General features: G+C 36.0%; 20 protein-coding genes and 1 pseudogene. 3 read left to right on the top strand and 18 right to left on the bottom strand.

Going from position 1 to position 20,800, the window contains the following annotated elements; genetic code table 11:
- Positions 1-44: 44 nt before the first annotated feature.
- The 3 genes from glmM to cdaA are packed head-to-tail and all read right to left on the bottom strand — an operon-like array spanning position 45 to position 3,298.
- Complete coding sequence (glmM, locus tag HOY35_RS10545) at positions 45-1,397, bottom strand: phosphoglucosamine mutase (protein WP_172213431.1); 1,353 nt, start codon at positions 1,395-1,397, stop codon at positions 45-47.
- Positions 1,398-1,452: 55 nt separating this feature from the next.
- A complete protein-coding gene (locus HOY35_RS10540; RefSeq protein ID WP_172213433.1) occupies positions 1,453-2,427 on the bottom strand; it encodes a YbbR-like domain-containing protein in 975 nt (324 codons plus the stop codon).
- A complete protein-coding gene (cdaA, locus tag HOY35_RS10535; RefSeq protein ID WP_172213435.1) occupies positions 2,420-3,298 on the bottom strand; it encodes a diadenylate cyclase CdaA in 879 nt (292 codons plus the stop codon). The genes HOY35_RS10540 and cdaA overlap by 8 nt, the downstream gene beginning before the upstream one ends.
- A 249-nt stretch (positions 3,299-3,547) precedes the next feature.
- Between cdaA and HOY35_RS10530 the strand changes: the two genes are divergently transcribed.
- Positions 3,548-3,970: a CopY/TcrY family copper transport repressor gene (locus HOY35_RS10530; RefSeq protein ID WP_172213437.1), complete on the top strand. Its 423-nt coding sequence runs from the start codon at positions 3,548-3,550 to the stop codon at positions 3,968-3,970.
- Positions 3,971-4,518: 548 nt separating this feature from the next.
- Here the strand turns inward: HOY35_RS10530 and HOY35_RS10525 are convergent.
- A pseudogene (locus tag HOY35_RS10525) lies at positions 4,519-5,709 on the bottom strand (argininosuccinate synthase); the annotation flags it as partial.
- 285 nt (positions 5,710-5,994) lie between these two features.
- Between HOY35_RS10525 and HOY35_RS10520 the strand changes: the two are divergent.
- Together HOY35_RS10520 and HOY35_RS10515 are read left to right on the top strand one after the other, a co-directional pair.
- Positions 5,995-6,912 (top strand): alpha/beta hydrolase, encoded by a 918-nt coding sequence (locus HOY35_RS10520; protein ID WP_172213441.1) that lies wholly within the window; start codon positions 5,995-5,997, stop codon positions 6,910-6,912.
- 8 nt (positions 6,913-6,920) lie between these two features.
- Positions 6,921-7,778, top strand: coding sequence for an RluA family pseudouridine synthase (locus HOY35_RS10515; RefSeq protein WP_172213443.1), 858 nt, complete (start codon positions 6,921-6,923; stop codon positions 7,776-7,778).
- Between the two features lie 196 nt (positions 7,779-7,974).
- Here the strand turns inward: HOY35_RS10515 and HOY35_RS10510 are convergent, their stop codons facing one another.
- From HOY35_RS10510 to HOY35_RS10445, 14 genes are all read right to left on the bottom strand, one after another.
- The gene (locus HOY35_RS10510) at positions 7,975-8,493 is read right to left on the bottom strand and encodes an HdeD family acid-resistance protein (protein ID WP_172213445.1); all 519 of its coding nucleotides are present in this window, start codon (positions 8,491-8,493) and stop codon (positions 7,975-7,977) included.
- A gap of 108 nt (positions 8,494-8,601) precedes the next feature.
- The gene (locus HOY35_RS10505; RefSeq protein ID WP_172213447.1) at positions 8,602-9,432 is read right to left on the bottom strand and encodes a Cof-type HAD-IIB family hydrolase; all 831 of its coding nucleotides are present in this window, start codon (positions 9,430-9,432) and stop codon (positions 8,602-8,604) included.
- Between the two features lie 27 nt (positions 9,433-9,459).
- Positions 9,460-10,218, bottom strand: coding sequence for a DeoR/GlpR family DNA-binding transcription regulator (locus HOY35_RS10500; RefSeq protein WP_172213449.1), 759 nt, complete (start codon positions 10,216-10,218; stop codon positions 9,460-9,462).
- Between the two features lie 198 nt (positions 10,219-10,416).
- Positions 10,417-11,256 carry an aldo/keto reductase gene (locus HOY35_RS10495; RefSeq protein ID WP_213173274.1) on the bottom strand — a complete coding sequence of 280 codons (840 nt, stop codon included), beginning with the start codon at positions 11,254-11,256 and terminating at the stop codon, positions 10,417-10,419.
- Positions 11,257-11,465: 209 nt separating this feature from the next.
- Positions 11,466-12,326, bottom strand: a complete 861-nt coding sequence (locus HOY35_RS10490; RefSeq protein WP_172213451.1) for a cysteine ABC transporter substrate-binding protein — start codon at positions 12,324-12,326, stop codon at positions 11,466-11,468.
- Between the two features lie 30 nt (positions 12,327-12,356).
- The gene (locus HOY35_RS10485) at positions 12,357-13,088 is read right to left on the bottom strand and encodes an amino acid ABC transporter ATP-binding protein (RefSeq protein ID WP_172213453.1); all 732 of its coding nucleotides are present in this window, start codon (positions 13,086-13,088) and stop codon (positions 12,357-12,359) included.
- Entirely contained in the window at positions 13,089-13,772 is a 684-nt protein-coding gene (locus HOY35_RS10480; protein WP_172213455.1) for an amino acid ABC transporter permease, read from the bottom strand.
- Positions 13,753-14,412 (bottom strand): amino acid ABC transporter permease, encoded by a 660-nt coding sequence (locus HOY35_RS10475; protein ID WP_172213457.1) that lies wholly within the window; start codon positions 14,410-14,412, stop codon positions 13,753-13,755. The genes HOY35_RS10480 and HOY35_RS10475 overlap by 20 nt, the downstream gene beginning before the upstream one ends.
- A gap of 184 nt (positions 14,413-14,596) precedes the next feature.
- Entirely contained in the window at positions 14,597-14,935 is a 339-nt protein-coding gene (locus HOY35_RS10470) for a nucleotide pyrophosphohydrolase (protein ID WP_172213459.1), read from the bottom strand.
- 134 nt (positions 14,936-15,069) lie between these two features.
- Complete coding sequence (locus HOY35_RS10465; RefSeq protein WP_172213461.1) at positions 15,070-15,690, bottom strand: YesL family protein; 621 nt, start codon at positions 15,688-15,690, stop codon at positions 15,070-15,072.
- A gap of 6 nt (positions 15,691-15,696) precedes the next feature.
- On the bottom strand, positions 15,697-16,584 hold the full coding sequence (locus HOY35_RS10460) for a carbohydrate ABC transporter permease (protein ID WP_172213463.1): 888 nt from the start codon (positions 16,582-16,584) through the stop codon (positions 15,697-15,699).
- Positions 16,585-16,607: 23 nt separating this feature from the next.
- Positions 16,608-17,528 carry a sugar ABC transporter permease gene (locus tag HOY35_RS10455; protein WP_172213465.1) on the bottom strand — a complete coding sequence of 307 codons (921 nt, stop codon included), beginning with the start codon at positions 17,526-17,528 and terminating at the stop codon, positions 16,608-16,610.
- A 131-nt stretch (positions 17,529-17,659) separates the two neighbouring features.
- Positions 17,660-19,348 (bottom strand): extracellular solute-binding protein, encoded by a 1,689-nt coding sequence (locus HOY35_RS10450; RefSeq protein WP_172213467.1) that lies wholly within the window; start codon positions 19,346-19,348, stop codon positions 17,660-17,662.
- Between the two features lie 242 nt (positions 19,349-19,590).
- Entirely contained in the window at positions 19,591-20,595 is a 1,005-nt protein-coding gene (locus HOY35_RS10445; RefSeq protein ID WP_172213469.1) for a LacI family DNA-binding transcriptional regulator, read from the bottom strand.
- Positions 20,596-20,800: the final 205 nt, after the last annotated feature.

Genomic DNA, 20,800 nt, shown 5'->3' with positions numbered 1-20,800 from the left:
AAAACTAGTTGAAATCAATCAATATTGACCCTAAAAAATAATAATTAAACACCAATTTCAGAACGAACGACTTCAACAATCTTATCAACATAATAATTAACCTTATCCTCTGTTGGTGCTTCAGCCATCACTCTCAATAAGGGCTCAGTACCTGACGGCCTCACTAAAATACGACCGTCACCATTCATCTCCGACTCAGCAGCTTCAATCACAGCTCTAATTTTAGGAACAGCCATAGCACCATGCTTATCGCGAACCTTAACATTAACCAGCTTTTGTGGATAGGATGGTACCTCTGCTGCCAGCTCTGATAATTTTTTGCCAGTCTGCTGCATCACATTTAAAAGCTGAATACCGCTTAACATACCATCACCTGTCGTATTATAATCTAAGAAAATAATATGACCAGACTGCTCGCCACCGAAGTTATAGCCAGATTTTCGCATTGCCTCAACAACATAACGATCCCCAACCTGAGTAATAACCTCTTTCATTTCATTGGCCTCAACCGTTTTTAAGAAACCTAAATTACTCATGACTGTTGTCACAATCGTATTGTCAACCAAGCGATTTTGTGATTTTAAATATTTAGCACAGATAAACATAATTTTATCACCATCGACAATATTTCCTAGCTCGTCGACTGCAATAATACGATCTCCATCACCATCAAAGGCTAAACCTAAATCACAATTTTGTTTTAATACTAGACTTGCCAGCTGCTCAGGATGAGTTGAACCCACACCATCATTAATATTTAAGCCATTGCCTTTATTTCCCATCGCTACAAAATCAGTATCTAAATCCGCAAATACATAATTAATTGAGGTCTCTGTTGCCCCATTCGCTGCATCAATCGCTAATTTAATTCCTGTAAATTTTTCACTCACTGTACTTACTAAAAAGCCGTTATATTTCTGTAAGCCCTCTGGAAACTCCACGACCGTCCCTAATCCTTCTGCCGACGGCCTTGGTAATTTATCCTGAACCTGCTCTAAAAGTGCTTCGATTTCAGCCTCCTGCTCATCAACGAGCTTAAAGCCATCACTACCAAAAAATTTAATACCATTATCCTGTGCTGGATTGTGACTGGCAGAAATCATAACACCTGCCGAAGCACCTTCTGTTCTTGTCAAATAAGCTACTCCCGGCGTAGAGATAACACCTAAACGAAAAACCTCTATCCCGACAGAAAGTAAACCAGATATTAAAGCTTGTTCTAGCAGTTGACCTGAAATTCTGGTATCGCGTGCAACAAGTACCCTAGGCTTTTTCCCTGTTGTCTCATGCTGAGAAAGAACATAGCCACCAAATCGCCCCAGCTTAAATGCTAACTCTGGCGTTAACTCACTATTGGCAATCCCTCGTACGCCATCCGTTCCAAAATATTTACCCATTATTAATGCTCCTTTTATGCAATTAAAATCATTGATATTCAAAAGTATTTATTAATTAACTTGAACTATCCGATTTCAGAATTGGTATAATTGTTACTTTTACTTTTTCTGGCTCGACTGTAACATTATCTGCTACTAATGCCTGTGTAATCGTTCGTTTGGTTGTAATATCTGTTAAATCAACTGCTACTTTAATTTGTGAAATCTTATCTAAATCTGCTTGCTCGCCATAAATTTTAGCAGTATTCTGAGAAAGCTGTAGGCTCACCTGTTCAACTTTATTATTTAAATCCCCAGCTTGAACAGCTACTAAAGGCACCTCCTTCGATGGCGGTGTCACATTGACTTCCATTGTCACCTTGCTTGGCGAAATTTCAGCAGGAATTTCACTCCCATCCTTATCGTAAGCCTTAAGTGTAACCTCTCCATTATAATCTTGATTTAAAGTAACATCACTCGGCAAAGTTGCCTTAATCGAATCAATATTTTTAATCATATCAGCACCACTAACCACTGAAACCTTTTCATCGCTTAAGGAAATATTATCCAGAGTATAGTTATCAGCCAGCTGATTTTGATTCACTACTGGAGTTACTTCAAATTCCTTGGTTGCCTTTTTTTGAACTGTAACTGAAATTTGTGACGGATCGATTTGTCCATTGACGCCACTTGCTAAGCCTTGTATGCGTAACGGAACCGTCACAGTGCCGTCTTGAATTTTCGATAAATCAGCAATAACAGAAAAGCTACGCGTAGAATCAGATCTTTCCGCATCTAGACGGATACGATTATAGCTAGTTAAATAGACACTAACATTACTATCAAAACCGCTAATAAAATATTTTGAATCATCATAATCAACCTGAACAGGAATATCATGTAAAGTTAAATCATATGTTGTTAAATTGCTCAATTGATTGACATTATTTTTGATATTAGTCGCATTTGCATTAACAAATAATAATAATGCAAATAAAAACGAAATAAATAGATAAACGATATTAGAATTTAAAATTTTTTTTCTATTCATCTGAATGCTTCCTCCTTAAATCAAAGAATTGTTCAAACAGTGAATTTTTCTTATGATCCTGTTCCGGTTCCAATAGCTCACTTTTTAATTGATTAACAAATCCCTCCATATTTAAATGTGGAATGAAGATGCCATTTTTCGTTAAGCTGATTTCTCCTGTTTCCTCAGAAACAATAATCGTCAAAGCGTCAGTGGCCTCACTAATGCCAATTGCTGCTCGGTGTCGTGTACCAAATTCTTTTGAAATGTTTGGATTTTCCGATAATGGCAGGTAAGCGCTCGCAACACTAATTTTATCCTTTTGAACAATTACTGCCCCATCGTGAAGAGGTGTATTCGGAATGAAAATATTTATTAATAATTCAGCCGTAATATCCGCATCTAAGCGAATCCCTGTAGAGACATATTCTGACAAATTTTGGCTTTGCTCAATTGTAATTAGCGCACCTATTTTACGCTTTGCCATATATGAAACCGCACGCTCATAAGCTTCAATATGCTTGACATCTGGACTAGTAACACGTCTTTTATTAAAAACCTTGGTTGTTCGACCAAGCTGCTCTAATAGTAAACGTGCTTCTGGTTGAAAGATAATGATACAAGCAATCACGCCATATGTGATGACTTGATTCATTAACCACGTAACAGTTGTTAAGCCAATAATTTCACTAAGAATTCTCGCAATAAAAAATAAGGCAATTCCTTTAATAATTTGAACAATCCTAGTATCCTTAACAATTTTAATCAGCTTATATATCACATACCAAACAAGCGCAATATCAATCAGACTCACTAAAAAATGAAAGCTGAACCCATCTGGAAAAAATACTTGACGCCAAAAATCTAAACTAAATAGTTGATTGTAGTCCATAATTTCATTCCTTTTTAATTTTTCATTTACCTAAAATGGCGATTAGCTTAAAAACGAAAACAGCTAATCTCACATTCATCACAGTATACTCTATACAGTATAAACTAAAATTGCTTTTTTTTAAAAAATTAAATACAATATTTCTATTTCTTTCTAAAATATTTTACAAAATAGAAGAAAATTGCTAGACTACAAATGTAAACAAAAAATATTATTTTAATTTAAAAATTAACTAAAAAAGGAGCTCTCATGCAAGAAATTACCCCAAGTGAATGGCGATTGATGCGTGTTATTTGGACATTAAAATTCGTTACTTCTGCAAAATTAATTAAGGTAATGCAAGAAATGACTGAATGGTCCCCATCAACAATTAAAACCTTACTCAAAAGGTTAGAGGCAAAGGGGTTTGTAGCTAATAACGGTGAAGCACGTAATCGGACATATTACGCCACAGTAAAGGAAATAGATACAATGAACGAACAGCTAAACACCCTTTTTTCAGCAATGTGTGCACATAAAACCGGGCAAGCTTTGGCTGAGGTGCTTGAAACTCTGAGCCTAAGTCAAAACGACTGTCAGCACCTAATTGAGGTTCTACAGGAAAAAATAAAGATAGCACCAGAACATATCCATTGTAACTGCCTACCGAGTGACGAAAAATGCTGTCACTAATCCTTGTTATAAATTTACAACTACAAAAGAGGTGGGACAAAAGACGTTTAACGACGTAAAAAAAGGTGCTTTCTATCTCTGATTAAAACTGTGAAAAATAGGCGAGTCATTCGTTTATTCAGTCAGACGCTTTCTGTCTGACCGGATGACGTATCTATTTGAACAGTTTTGAGATAGAAAGCCCGTTAGACAAGGTGCTTTCTATCTCTGATTAAAACTGTGAAAAATAGACGAGTCATATGAGCAAATCAAAAAGGGTTAGGACTTTTGTCCCACCCCTTTTTAAATACCATCAATACCTTGCTCACCGACAAACTTATTGATGTGATAGAGTTTCTCTGAACTCTTTAATCTATTAAAGAGAAACACAAATCAACTTTTAAAAATCAAAGGCTGCTCTCTGACAGCATTATTTGATTTTAACAGAGAAATTAAATTTACTTATTATTTTCCTGTGTTTCAATTTGTAAAACCTTGGCATTTTTAACATTTTCTGAAATTTGCTTCCCAGCAATTGTCGTTTCTCCCAAACCAGCTTCAATCGCTAATTTAGTTTGAACTTGACAATTAACCTTGGTTGGCAAACCATAAATATCAATAAAGCCTAGAGCTGCTGCTTGATCAAATTCATCAGCCGATGTATAGGTCGCTAATTTTTCATCATAAAGTGAATTTTCAGAAACGCGACCCTCACAGATTGCATTTCCCTTGTATAATTTAATTCTAACAGTCCCATTAACCGCACTTTGCGTTTCATCAATATAAGCTTTAAGTGCATCAACCGCTGGATTAAACCAAAGCGCCTCATAAATTGAATTCGCTAATTGATTTTCGATAATTGGCTTAAAGTGACTGACTTCTCTAACAAAAGTAATGTCTTCAATATCCTTATGTGCTTTCATAATAACTGTCGCGGCCGGACATTCATAAACTTCACGGGATTTTATTCCAACTAAACGATTTTCAACATGGTCAATTCGACCAATACCATGAGCACCAGCAATGTCATTTAATTTTAAAATTAGCTTATCTAAGGCTAATTCTTCATCATTAAGTGCCACTGGTAATCCATTTTTGAAGGTTAACGTAATTGTTTCAGGCTCATCTGGTGCATCAAAGATTGACTTAGTCATAAAGAAAGCATCCTCTGGACAAACATCCCATGGATTTTCTAAGACACCTGCTTCAATTGCTCTACCCCAAAGATTCATGTCAATTGAATAAGGGTTATCTAAGTCAGCTGGAATCGGAATATCATTTTTTGCTGCATACTCAATCTCTTCCTCACGAGACCATTTCCATTCACGAACTGGAGCGATTACCTTGATTTCTGGCATTAAGGCATGAATCCCGACATCAAAACGAACCTGATCATTACCCTTACCAGTACAGCCATGTGCAATCGCATCGGCACCAACAATCTTAGCAATTTCAACTAATTTTTTTACAATCAATGGACGGCTTAGCGCAGATACTAAAGGATATTTTTGTTCATACATTAAATTTCCTTTGATGGCATAAGAAACATATTCATATGAAAATTCTTCGCGCGCATCAATAATGTAACTAGCAACAGCACCAACATTTAAAGCTTTTTGCTGAATAAAGTTTAAATCCTTACCTTCACCGACATCAATACATACTGCATAGACATCGTAGTTTTGATCACTCAACCATTTAATTGCAACAGAGGTATCTAACCCTCCTGAATACGCTAATACAACTTTTTCTTTTGCCATCTATTAATTCTCCTTAATTTTACCTTACTTTATAAAGCAAGGCTGCAAAAATTGTTGCTCCCAGTCAACCTTTAATTTTTGCCATTCCTTAACTTAAAAATAGTTTATCACATAAAAATTCACAAAACAAGCATTTTATTCATAAAAAACGTAAAAAAAATAATAATATTCATAAAATAGCAAAATTTATGCATATATTATAGATTTATTTATTAGCAAACATTCGCTTAGGATATGTTAAAATAGTAATCATTATAAATACCTATCTTTTATAAGGAGCTATCAATGAAAAAATTAACCAAGTGGTCAATTACACTCGCCTCTGCTGTTACTTTAATGACCATTCCAGCAAGCTTGTACTTTTTCCAAGTCGCTCAGGTCAGGGCTGAAAAAAAATTTATTAACCATACGCCATTAAGTAAGGACAATCCGGTTTATCCATTGAGCCAAAGCTTTTTAAAGCGTAACTTAGAAAAACGTTCGATAAAAAACGATGGCCTAGAGCTAAATGCTTGGTGGTTACCCAACACATCGAAAACCAATAAAACAGTGATCATTGCCCACGGTTTTAATGGGTCTAAAGAAGACATGGCTTGCTATGGTGAGATATTTTATCAGCTTGGCTATAATGTCTTAATGCCCGACAATAGGGGACATGGCAGCTCTGAGGGCAAGCTAATCGGATACGGTGCCACTGATAAAAGAGATTATATCAAATGGATCAAGCAAACCATTAACAAAAACCCTGATGCTGAGATTACACTTTTTGGGTTATCAATGGGTGCCGCTACGGTAATGATGACAAGTGGCGAGAGCCTACCACCACAGGTCAAAAATATTATCGAGGACTGTGGTTATGACTCTGTTTGGAATGAGCTAACTTATCAGGCCAAGGAAATGTATAATTTACCTAAATTTCCGCTACTATACGAGGTCTCTGCGATTTCTAAAATGCGCGCAGGCTTTTGGTATCAAGAGGCAAGCTCTACTGCTGCATTAGCCAAAAATAAATTGCCTGTCTTATTTATCCACGGGGATAATGATAAGTTTGTACCAACCGAAATGGTCTATAATAACTATGCAGCAACCAAGGGACCTAAGGAACTATGGCTTGTCAAGGGCGCAAAGCATGCAAATAGCGTCGAGGTTGCTACTGAGGCCTATATCAATCGAGTTAGTCAGTTTTTAGAAAAATATCACTAGGAGTCACAATGGAGTTAACTATTAAATTACCAGAATCATTTCAGACAAAAACAATTAAGACATTACTCGAAATCGATTGGCTCGTACCTAGAAAGGTTCGACATTTATTAAGAACTAGAAAAGCGGTTACGGTTAATTCAATGCCAATCAAATGGCATGAAATGGTCAAGGCGAACGACCTCATTGGATTATCCTTTGAAAAAGATGATTATCCCGAGCGCATGATTCCCTTTGGCAACCCAAAGTATGTTGAAGTGCTTTACGAGGATCAATATTTAATCATTGTTAACAAGCCTGAGCATTTAAAAACGCATGGTAATCAGCCAAATGAAATTGCTTTACAAAATCATGTTGCCGCTTATCTAAACCAAATGGCTTTCGTTGTTCATCGGCTCGATATGGAAACATCGGGAGCTGTTTTATTTGCTAAAAATCAATTTATTCTACCAATTCTTGGGCGTTTATTAGAGCAAAGAAGCATCAAACGCACCTATCTCGCATTGGTTGAAGGGCAAATTTCAGAACCCTTTACAATCGATGACAAAATTGGACGTGATCGGCACGATAGAAGAAAGCGAGTCATTAGTCCGAATAGTGGTCAAGCTGCCATCACGCATATCCAGCCAATCCAAGCTTTTAACAAGCAGTCTCTCGTTCAATGTCAGCTTGAAACAGGACGAACACATCAAATCAGGGTGCATTTAAGCTCAAAGGGCTACCCAATTGTTGGCGATCCGCTTTATCATCCTATGCCTAAAGGACGCTTGATGTTACATGCTAAGTCCCTCAGCTTACCGCATCCATTTTTGCAAACTAATATTACAGCTATGGCGCAGTCACAAACCTTTAACGAGCATCTTCAATAGGTTCGGAGGTATGACAAAAGACGTTTAACGACGTAAAACAAGCTGCTTTGTCTACCTGATTAAAGCTGTAAAAAATAGACGAGTCAGACGCTCTCTGTCTGACCGGATGACGTATCTATTTGAACAATTTTGAATTTACAAATAATACGAAAGGGGTTAGGACTTTTGTCCCAACCCCTTTTTTTGAAATTATAGCTTAAAATGCAGAAATTAAATATTCGATACCAAACCACATAAAATAGAAGCCAACCATAAATGATAAGGTTAAAGCTGAGCCTAATGGATTGAAAAGTAGCATTAAACCAACAATAATTCCAATAATACTAATGACAATAATTAACCAATAAACAGCATTGCTGACTAATTTCCAAGCCTTAGCTGTGAATAACTCGACAATGGAGTCTACAAGGAACCAGAAGGCAAAGATATAGGAAATTGCAATAATACCCAAATTCATGTTGAAAAGGAAGAAAATACCGATAACAATATCTAATACCCCTAAAATAATTAGTGAAGTTGAGCTTTTACCGGAATATTCATCAATACGACTGCGAACAAATAATTCAAAAATGCCTTTAAATATCGCTGCAATACTAAACAACACGACAATTGCAACTAAATTGCCTCTTGGATTAGAGAACGAAATCAATGCAGTAATGATAAATAAAATACCGATAATTAAATAACTCCAATTAACACCTTTTTTATAATTCAATTGAATAACCTCCAAATAATATAGAATACTTATTATTAATTAACAACTTAATAATATATTAAGCTTCTTCACTCAACATTGTCAAAGATAAACTATTCGAATTATTAGTTATTCAAAATTTTCTATTTCTATCAAAGGCGCAAGCGCATGGGCAAATCCCTCTTCGTTATTATTCAAGGTTACTCGATCCGCTTGATTTTGCACTTCAACAGAAGCATTTCCCATCGCAATACCGAGGCCCGCATGGATAATCATTGGCAAATCATTGTCGTTATCACCAATCGCTACAATGTCTCTTAGTGGAATTTTTAATAAGCGACTTAACTCAATCATTGCACCTAATTTTGAAACCTGTGCATTAATAATTTCTAAATAGTTAGCCTTTGAGCGTACAAACGAGATACCGAAAATATTCAAGCGTTCCAATGCTAGCTCAAGCTTGGTTAATTCTTCTGGCTCACCAATACAAAGAATCTTATGAAGAGATACTTCTGATTGGATGAGCACATTAAAATCGATTACTTCTGGCTCAATGCCTGTGATTTGACTCTCAATTTGATTCCAAGGATCTACACTCTCGACAAACCAATGATCCGATGCGTAAACATTAGTACTAATATTCGCTTCAAAAGCCTTTAAGGTTTGTAATACCAAGATTGCATCCAGCTTTTCAAGCGGCAAGCTATAAATTTCCTTAAACCGACCTTCAGCTAAAGGTACCGTAATTAGTGCACCATTGAAAGCAACTAGCGGCATTTTTATTGCTAATTCTTCGGCAATCCCAATCATTGCTTTAGGCGGTCTAGCAGAGGCTAAAATAAAATAAATGCCCTGCGAAATTAAATTATTCACGCAGGATTTTGCCGCCGAGGTTAGCTGATGATGACTATTTAAGATAGTCCCATCGATATCACTCATTACTAATCTTACTTTTTGCATAATTTCCCTCCTTAAAAATAATCTAAATTAATCTGACAATACTTCAATAATCTGTGTCTCCTCAGAAAATAATTTTCTCTGTTGCTTAGTTAATGGCTGATCTGTAATTAAAATATCAATATCCGAATAGCTAGCACCTTTATAATTAGATTGCTTAAAAAATTTTCTATTTTCAGCTACTAAGACAACCCGATGAGCATTTTTAACAACATGCCGCTTTAGCTTAGCATTTTCTGGTTCTTTAAAATAAATACCATCTGCCTCCAAGCTCGCACCACCAATTAAGGCTAGATCAAATTTGATGTTATCAATTATTTCTATACTTTCTTGACTATAAAAGAAACGATTTTTATGATCGAAATCACCACCTAATAAGGTCAAGGCTACCTCTGGCTGACTTGATAAAACTGTGGCATTGTCCAATGCGTGTGTATATACTCGACACTTACTGGCAATTTGCTTAGTCAGTTCCAATAAAATTGTAGAAACATCAATAAAGTAGACAGCATTGGGCTTTATCAGCTCCGCTGTTCTTTGAGCAAGTAAGGTACGATTTGGATTTAAATCCTTTTGACGCTCAAAAAAATCTAAGACAGGGAAGCTTTGCTTAGCTGAGATAATACCTCCATGGGTCCTAACGGCACGTCCTGTCTCGACAGTTTCGATAATATCCCGTCTAGCAGTATCACGAGAAATGTTTAATTTTTGCATAATTTCCTTAATCGACAATTGACCTTGCTGATTTAAAAGCTTAAGTATCGCTGCAATTCTTTGTTCTTGATACATAATAGCCTCCTATTCACTTATATTATATATGTATTTGTAAGTGTTTTCAAGCATTTATAAGTGATAATTTTGTTGTTAAGCTTTTTTAAAGCCAACAAAAAACCACAATGCCTCTATACGAAACAATTGCGGTTATAAATAATAATTAATAACAATTTTTATCTTAGTTAAATCTTTTGTTATTAAATACACCATCTATTAAAATTCTTGATAAACACTTGGATCTTGATTCTGTAATCTGCCGTCCACTTGATTGAGTTGATTAATCAATGCCATTTCCTCAGCCGTTAAATTAAAGTCAAAAATCGTGATATTTTGTTCTTGACGTGCAACATGACTAGCTTTAGGAATTGGCAAAGCACCTAACTGGATTTGCCAGCGCAAAATAATCTGTGGAATCGATTTGCGATATTTCTGAGCAATGCCTCCAATAAGCTCATTTTTCAAAATATCACTCGCTCGCCCCAATGGACTCCATGCCTCAGTAATCACTTTTTTAGACTGATCAAACGCTCTTTGTGTTGCCTGATTAAATTTCGGATGCAATTCAATTTGATTAACAACAGGTAAAACACCAGTTTCCTTCTCAATGCGATTAATATGCTCGGGTAGAAAATTACATACACCAATTGAACGAATCCAGCCCCAGCGCCTTGCGTCAATCAGCGCTTGCCAAGCCTCTACATACAAATCTTCCTTTGGATTGGGCCAATGAATCAAATATAAATCTAAATAATCCAATCCTGTTCGCAAAACAGATTCTTGGATTGTGTCTAGTGCTTGCGCATATTGATGATGACGTCCCGGTAATTTTGAAGTGACTGTAATTTCTGAACGAGGTACGCTACTATTGCGGATTGCTTGCCCAACTGTTCCTTCGTTTTCATAATTAAATGCGCTATCGATCAGACGATAGCCAGTATTTAAAGCTGCTTCAATTACTCGGACACCTGCTGTACCATTTAGACCATAAGTTCCAAAGCCAACCTGAGGTAGCTTATAGCCGTCTAATAAATAATAATTTGGAATTGACATCATAAACCTCCTTTATCTAGTCCTAGACTAGCATATTTTTCTTAAACTCGCTCGCATCTTAGCTTGTTAATCAATAATTTATAATGATTCGGTTTTATAAATAAAGAGCTCGCTGAGGTGAAAAAACTAAAGTTCAATTTTTAAAAAATCTAGCTTTAGAGATTCACAACACTGCCTAGCTCTTTATCCTTATTTAATTTCAATCAATTAGATTATTCTTTACCCTCAAGCACGATGTCCTGTGCTTGAATATCACTGCCAAAGAAATCCTTGAGTGTGGCATTATAGTCTGCTTCAAAGAATTTTTCTTCACCAAGTTTTTCCAATTCCTTATTAGTCCAATCTAATAAAGATTTATTACCTTTTTTAACGCCCGGATTAATTGTTGCCACCTCACCAAGTTCTTTAATGCCAACCTCATAATCAGGATTTTCTTTAACCCAAGCATATAAATAGCTGTTATCATCAGCTAAAGCATCCGCACGTCCGTCAGTCAACGCTTGAAATTGTTGAGTCTTTGATTCATATTTTTCAAGTGTGACATCAGGCTGCTCTTTTGTAAAATATTGCTCTGCGGTCGTACCCTTATTTACGATAACCGACTTCCCTTTTAATTGATCCACTTTCGTTATTGGGTTTGATTTCAAAGAAACAACACCCACAGCAACCTTCATATATGGATTGGCAAAGTCAATCACTTTTTCTCGTTCTGCAGTTTTAGTAAAATTTGCTAATACTAAATCAACCTTATTTGATTTCAATGCGTCTACTCTTTCCTCGGCATTGACAACGACAAACTCAACCTTGTCCTCGCTACCAAGCAAATCTTTAGCAATTCGCTTAGCAAGATAGACATCATACCCTTGGTTTTTACCCTCGGCATCCAAGTAGCCATAAGGGGACAGGTCCCCAAATACTGCAATTCTAATTTTGCCACGCTTTTTGATTGCTTCAACGCTAGATGGATTATCTGAATCATCACTACTTTTTTTACTTGAAGTGCCACAAGCCGCTAAAGTAAAAGTCAATCCAATAATTGTCATTAACCCCAAAATCTTTTGCCATTTTTTCATTTTCTTTCTCCTTATTTGATACCAATTAAATTAAAATGCTAAGCTCGATAAAAATTGTTCCACTCGCGGACTTTCAACCCGATTAAAGAATGTCTCACTATCTGCGGTCACTAAGATTTTACCCGCATCCATAAAGATAATTTGATCTGCAACCTGTCGAGCAAAATTCATCTCATGCGTCACAATAAACATCGTCATGCCCTCAGCTGCTAAATCTTGAATCACTAGCAAGACCTCGCGCACCATTTCTGGGTCCAAAGAAGCGGTCACTTCATCAAAAAGCAAGAGCTGTGGTTTCATAATTAAGGCGCGCACAATCGCCACCCGCTGTTTTTGTCCACCGGACAATTCTCTTGGATAGGCCTCTGCCTTTGATTGCAAACCAACACGCTCTAACAGATTAAGGGCTTCACTCTCAATTAACGCTCGCTTTTTCTTTTGTACCTTAAGCGGTCCGAGTAAAATATTTTCTAATACGGTTAAATTTGGAAATAAATCATAGCTCTGAAACACCATACCAATCTCTGGTCGGACCTTTTGCCATGCCTTCTCGCTTTGTATCAGTGATTGACCATTAAAGATAATATTTCCTTGGTCAATGGTCTCAAGTCCGTTTAGAGTTCTTAATAAGGTACTTTTTCCGCTACCAGAGGGTCCCAAAAGCACTAAAACCTGACCTTTTTCAATTGATAAGGAAACTCCCTTTAGAATTTCATTTTCACCATAGCTTTTATGAATATCCTGTACTTCTAAAACTGTCATTTAGCGCACACCTCCCATTCTTTTCTCTAATCGCTTCGATAATTTTGTTAATGGATAGCAAAGGGCAAAATATAGTATAAAAATAAAGCCATAAACCCATAAGGAAGCGGTCGGTATTTGAATTGTATAATTTTCAATAATCTGCTGACCAACCTTAATCACTTCTGGCACACCAATAATTAACAATAAAGAAGTGGTCTTAATCACCCTCGTGGTCAAATTAATTAATGCCGGAATAGCCAATGGTAAGCCTTGTGGAAGGTAAATGAAAATAAACTGCTGCATTCGATTTAAACCAAGCGCTCGTCCTGCGTCTATTTGAGTTTTAGGTACACTGATTAAGGCACTTCGGACAATATCACTCGTTTCGGCAGAAATCCATAATACAAAGACAATGATTGAAACCTTAATGTTATCAAGATGAATATTCAAGCTCTCTGGTAAAATATAATAAAAGACAAATAGCAAAACAAGTAAGGGAATTATTCTAAAAATTTCCAAATAAAGCTTGAAAAAAAACTGCAAGACTTTAAACTTAGTCGTTCTAGCAACGCCAAAAATCATACCAAGGAACAAACCGATAATCAAAGAAATTAACGAAATTTTGGCCGCTAGCCACAGACCAGCCAACAGCCGAATTAAATTGTTACCATCTAGTAGAATATCAATTCCCGTATGCACCATGTCGCACCTTCCTCTCCACAAAACTAATCAACAGACTTAATGGAATTAAAATAACAGCATAGCTTAAAACAAGCATCAATAAATATTCTTTAGTTAAGTAGTACATACCTATCAAGTCACGCGTCACATTCGTTAAATCCATAATCGCAATTGCTGAAAAAATGGAGGTTTCCTTTAATAAAAACAGACAGTTGGCCCCTACAGCTGGTACACTATTGATAAAGCCCTGTGGGAACACAATGTAGCGTGCTAATTGAACCGTTGATAAGCCGATTGCCTTTCCACTTTCAATTTGAATTTTAGGTACTGAATCTAATCCACCACGAAATGCCTCACTCATATAACCACCGCCAAGAAACGCCAATCCAATAACACCGACTGTTTCCTTATGCAATGAAATACCGATTCTTGGCAATCCATAATACAAAAAAAACAGTTGAATTAATAAAGGGGTATTTCTTGAAAGCTCAGTATAGGCTGCCGCAATACGTTTTAATATTGGTACTCTGAAATATATTACAAAGCTAGCTAAAACACCGATGATTAAAGCCAATGCCATCCCAAGCAAAGCTAGCCTAAGTGTCAATCCCATTGCCTGAATATACTCTGGCAAAGCCTCTTCCATCATCTGTATATCCAAACGCTCACCCCTTTTCAATGCAAAAAAATAACAACCATTAGACTAGTATAATGATTGTTACTTTTTTTTGACAATATATTATCTATATAACGTGATAGTTAAAATCTATCACGTTATATCAAAATTTGTGTACTGCTTTATTTTGGTTAATCAGTCTTAATCCTCTGATAATTAATTAATATTTTTATAAATCAGAGTATTTTTGGCGCGAATCTTTACTTGTATTAATTGGGTACTTTATCGCATTTTTAACAATTTTTTCTGAAATAATTTGATCAATATCCAATTGTAAATTATCTGCAAGCATATAGGCATAAATTAAAACATCAGCAAGCTCTTCTTTGATGTGTTCCAATTCTTGATTACCTTCCTCCGCTGTTTTCCATTGATAAATTTCCAGCAGCTCCGCTGCCTCTAAACTGATTGAAAGTGCCAAATCCTTTTCATTATGAAATTGACGCCAGTTACGCTCGTCTCTAAATTGATTAATTTTTTGAATTGACTGATTTGCCTGATTGACCATAAATTCCACTCACCGTTCCATCACAATATTTACTATGCCTACATATTAATGAATCAAGTATAGCTTAATTGCAAAGTCTATTGCAATTGATAAAAGCACTCTAGTCATTAAAAAAGAGTGCTCTCAAATCATTTCTAATTTTCATATTTTGTAAAAATAGCTAACATTAAGTAGGTTCTTAAAAAGAGATTAAAGCTAAGTCCAATAAAAATGCTAATAAATAAACTAAAAACAAATAAATAGGAAGATAAAAACATTAATAAAACTGGCCCTAGCATAATAATAAGGGAGAGAAGACTGATTAAGGGACGTGAAAAACTAATTTTGACTATATTAATCAAGGCTATTTTTAAAGTATCATCAAAGCGAGATAGATAATAGAATAAAAATTGCCAGATATTAGCAATTAAAATCGTTACAATCAAAGCGCCAGCCGCAAACCAGTTTCCGAGCTGGTTAAATTGAATGAAATAAACCCAGTCTATTGCAAGAATATAAATAATCAAGGCGAGAATGAGCCAAGCAAACGTACTTTGTTTAAAATTTTTCTTGAAGGATTGCCAATAGGTAGAAATAATTTTCGTTTCCCCCTCACGAATCATTTTAGAAAGCACTGTGAAGCTTGCTGTCTGCACTGCACCAATGGTGATTAGGGGCAGACTTGTAATTAAAATTAGTAAGTTTAAAACCATTAAACCCCAAATCTTATTTAAGACACGATAAAATAAACCATCTACTCGGAAAAAGTCTTGCATTTAAATCTACTCCTTTACTGCGCCAACAACGATTCCTTGAACAAAATACTTTTGCAAGAATGGATAAATGACTAATAACGGAACAATCGCAATCACAATTTTAGCAGCATTTAGATTACGATCAGATACCGCAAGCAGGCTAGTTAATTGGTCAGACGACATATTAGCAGAATTTCGAATTGTTTCAGCAATATTAATGGACAATGATTGAATATAGGTCATCAATGGATAGTTTTCTTTGCTTGTCATATAAATTAAGCCACCCATAAAATCATTCCAGCTACCAACAATACTAAACAGCGATACTGTTGCTAAAGATGGCATTGACATTGGGATGTATATTTTCCATAAAACATCCCAAGGATTCGCACCATCTAGTAATGCCGACTCTTCTAATGATTTTGGAATACCACGGAAAAAATTCATTACTAGGATAACGCTACCGATTGGTACTGCACCTGGCAAGATTAATGACCAGATTGAGTTTAAAAGGCCTAAATTCCTAACAACTAAGTAGGTCGGAATCATACCACCTGAAAAGAGCATCGCAAAAATCATCAAATTCATAAATATTTTGCGTGAACGAAAAACTCTCTGTGATTTTCCTAACGGATATGCCATTGTCACGATTAAGACTAAATTTAGGATTAACGCAGCAAAAACCCGAAATACAGAGATACCAAACGAACGCCAGAATTGCTGATCATCTAATATTTTATTATAGGCTGCTAGCGTAAAGTCAACTGGCAATAGACCAACCTTATTAGCTGCAACCGACTGAGCACTACTCATAGAAAGTGCAAGTACATTTAGCATCGGAATCAGACAAGATAGCGATAATAGAATAACAATTGTATAAATAATAAATTGGCGAAGTCCAAACTTCTCCTTCATAGCTTTTCCTCCTTTGAACTTGTCTAAAACATAATCCGATTTGTTTTCTTTTCAGCAATCCGATTAGATACGACAATTAGCACTAGCCCAATAATCGATTTAATTAAACCAACCGCTGTTCCCAAGCTATAGTCTCGACCTATTAAACCGATTCGGTAAACATAAGTGTCTAGAATGTCACCACTTTGATAAACTGGTGGTGAATAAAGGTTATAAACTTGGTCAAAGCCTGCATTTAGGATGTTTGGCAATGCCAAAATGGTCATTAAAATAATGAAGGGCATCATTCCTGGTAAAGTGACATGCCGAACACGCTGAGACCAGCTCGCGCCATCCATTGTAGCTGCTTCATATAAGCCTGGGTCAATTGAGGTAATAGCCGCTAGAAAGACGATTGAATTATACCCAAATTCTTTCCAGACATCTGACCAAATTAATAGATGAGGGAAAACTTTATTACTACCTAAAAAATTAACATTATCAATACCAATACTGTTTAAAATTTGATTAACTGTACCATCTAAATTAAAAAGATTGACAACGACTGAGGCCAGAATAACCCATGATAGAAAGTGAGGTAAGTAGACAATGGTCTGCATGGATTTTTTCATCCATTTAACCCGAATTTCATTTAACAAAATAGCAAATGCAATCGGAATAACCGTGTTAAAAATAATTTTAAAAACAGCAATAAATACAGTATTATAGGTTACTTGCCAAACATCAGGTAAATTAATTAGATATTTAAAATTTTCCAGCCCAACAAATTCTGAGCCTGTCACCCCTTTTGCTGGGACATACTTTTGAAACGCCATAAGCAGACCGAACATTGGGCCGTATGAAAAAACGATTAAAAAAAGAATTCCTGGTAAAACCATCCCCATAAAAAAGAGCTGATCTTTACTAAACCATGATTTCTTTTTAGCCTTTACAGTTTGTTCCATTTCGTATCCTCCATTTGTAGCAGTATTGACTAAGAAAAAAGGACGGAGGCGATATGCCTCCCGCCTTCATATTTCTAACTTCAAGCTTGATAGACCTTAATAGCTTTTGTTAAATGTCTTAGAAATACTTACTATTCTTGCTTTTCGAGCGCCTTTTGCATCTCATCAATAATGGCGGTACCGCCTTGCTTATTCCAAGTTTTAGCATATTGATCGAATTTATCTAACGACTCTTCACCGGTAATAAATTTAATAAAGGTTTCCTCTTCCAATTTAGCAATTTGAGCACCATTTCTTTCGGTTGCATCAATCTTATCCAAAATCACTGGTGGCTTGATTTCATTGAAAATTCCTGCCTCACGAACACCATTCATTACATTATTAACTGCTAGTAAGCGAGAAGCATAAACTGCCCAGTCTGTCGGATCAGCGCCTGTCGGATTATCTAAATAGGCTTTAATTTTTTGGGCATTATTTTTAACGGTAAAATTCGTAATATCATCAATATTGGTTTTACCCTCTGCTGCTTGAGAGGCCTGAACTGCATCATCAATTTCACTTAGATTTTTAAATAATTCAATATTAACCGGTCTAACTGAGCCATCAACAGCAGATTGTGCATAGCTATAGATTTCTGGAAACTCTGTTGCCATATCCTTTGAGTTAGGTACTTCATCAAAAATCAAGTTAATAATCTTGATCAGTGCTTCTGGCTTTTCAAAGCCTTTACGAATAACAATAAATGAGCCCGTGCTTGGTTTTGAAATGCCATTAACCTTACCGTCGCCATTTTGATTTTCTAAGGCGAATGGTGTAAATAATGCATTTGGATTTGCTGTTTTAGCTTGAACTAAAGACCAATCAGATAAATGCCAAGGTCCAGGGACAATACCTAATTCACCATTAACCATCATCGCTGTAATATCATCAAAGGTTCTTGTGCCAAACTGAGGATCAAGTAACCCTTGATCATACCAAGTTTTCAAATAAGAAAGTGTATCTTTCATCTCTTTAGTATTTGAACCATAGTAAAGTTTACCGTCAGAGTCTTCCAAATATTGTTTTGGAAAGGCACCAAAGGCATTGGCAATTGCTGTCGCTGTAAATCCTGAGCCACCGTGGTCACCTGAGGTTAAATATGGTAAGAATGCTGCACCAACAGCTTTCCCCGTCTTATCTGGGTCATTTTCCTTAAAGGCTTTAGCTGTGCTTTGTAACTCATCCAAGCTGATTGCATGATTACCATCCTGATCGAGCTTGATATTCAACTTGTCTAACCAATCCTGTCTAATCCAAACCATATTTGGTCCAAAATCATTGGCGGTGCCCGGAATTGCCATCAGCTTGCCATCAAATGTTGCGGCATCAAGCTGCATATCATCAAATGAGTCATAAATTGACTTAATATTATCACTTGCGTATTTTTTATAAACATCACTTAAATCAGCAACTAAATCGTTGTCAACCAATTCCTCTAGCTCATCACGACTAACAGCCATCATATCTGGGATGTCACCTGAAGCAATCGCTAGAGATACCTGACGTGTATAGTCATCTCCTGTTGCTTCAAATGAGCTTTGAATATCAATCCCCAGTTTTTCTTTGATTAAACGACGATAGGCATTATTATCATAAGTATCACCCTCAGGCAATTTTGAATTGGGCTGTGTTTGTTGCCCGATTTTCATAATGATATTACCATCAGAATCCTTTGGTGCCGATTCTGTCTTACTACCACCCTTACAACCTGCAAGTACAACAGGAGCAACCAATAAAACAGCCGCCATTGCAATTAATCTTTTTTTCCAAACCTTTTTCATTTAATAATCCTCCTTGGTTAAACGTTTACGTTAATTGCAAAAAAATTTATCCCTGAATTAACGAACTAAAATAAACTGATTGCTTCCCGATTAATCAGTCTAAAGCGCTTTACAAATTATTACTTGAGTAACAAATAACTGAAGATTGTATATATAGCAGCTAGCAACTGCATTATACAAACTTCATTATTAAAAGCAAAACAATCTGAATAATTTATTATAAAATATATGAATTAAACCATTTATAGCATTGCAGTTACTGAATTCCTTTCAATTAGTTTAAAAGGAATAATTTGTGAATCAATCTTCTTTCCAGTAGCAATTGCAATCAGCAAACTTTCACAACCAATACTACCCATATCATAAAAGGGCTGCGCAATCGTTGTAAGCGGCGGAATCGACATTTGTGAGACAGAAGAATTGTCATAACCCACGACCGAAATATCATTTGGAACGTTAAAACCTCTCGTATAGCAAACTGATAAAACCCCCAAAGCCGTTTCATCGCTCACACAGAAAACTGCCGTAATTGCTTGATTTTGCTCAATCAGCTCAGTCATTGCTGCCTTTCCAGATTCAAAACTAAAATCACCCTGCTTGATTAAATTTAGATCTGCTTGAATATGATGGTCTTCTAAGGCAGTTAAATAGCCCTGTATTCGTGGTTTTCCAGCAATCGGATCCCCCGGGTTGACACCAGCGAGGCCAATTTTTGTATGCCCATTTTTAATTAAATATTGTACCGCTGCATAGGAAGCAGAATAATCATCAACTTTAATATATGGAATTTTCGTATTTTCTGCCTTTGTTGAGAGTAGCAATAAGGGAATATCCAATGAATCAATCGTACTAATGTCCTGAACGGAAAGATTAAGAGAGAAGATAATCAAGCCATCTACTCGTCGCTCTGCCATTAAATTCAAGCTTTCCTGTAATCGCTTACCTTCGACTCCAGCATGCGTCAAAATAACACTATAGCCATTATCATAAGCCTTATCTTCGATTCCATTAACAATATTACCGTAAAATGAAGTCGCCACGTCTGGCATAATAACCCCAATCGTTTTCGTTGTATTTTTAACTAAACTGATTGCATTTTCATTTTTACGATAACCTAGCTCCTTAGCAATTTGCAATACCTTCAATTCGACTTCTTTACTATAGCCACCTAAATGATTGATAACTCTCGATACGGTAGCCGTTGAAACGCCTGTCGCTTTTGCAATATCTTTAATCGTGGCCACCATCTTAAGACACCTCCTTAAAATTTACCATTTAGTTAAACGTTTACGTAATGAATATAATACATTTTAAAAGTGAAGTCAACCATTTTTTGAAAGCCTTTTCATATTTATGATAAAACAGTATTCTTTCCGACAAGCAAACACAAATTAGAGCTATAAAGCGCAAGTCAAAATATTTATCAATCCAATTTATTGTAGAATCAAAAAA

It is taken from the genome of Enterococcus sp. MMGLQ5-1 (genome assembly GCF_013155265.1).
In the GTDB taxonomy this organism is placed as follows: Bacteria; Bacillota; Bacilli; order Lactobacillales; family Streptococcaceae; genus MMGLQ5-1.
Note: the sequence above shows the minus strand (reverse complement) of the source record. Positions and strands in the feature narration are given on the sequence as shown.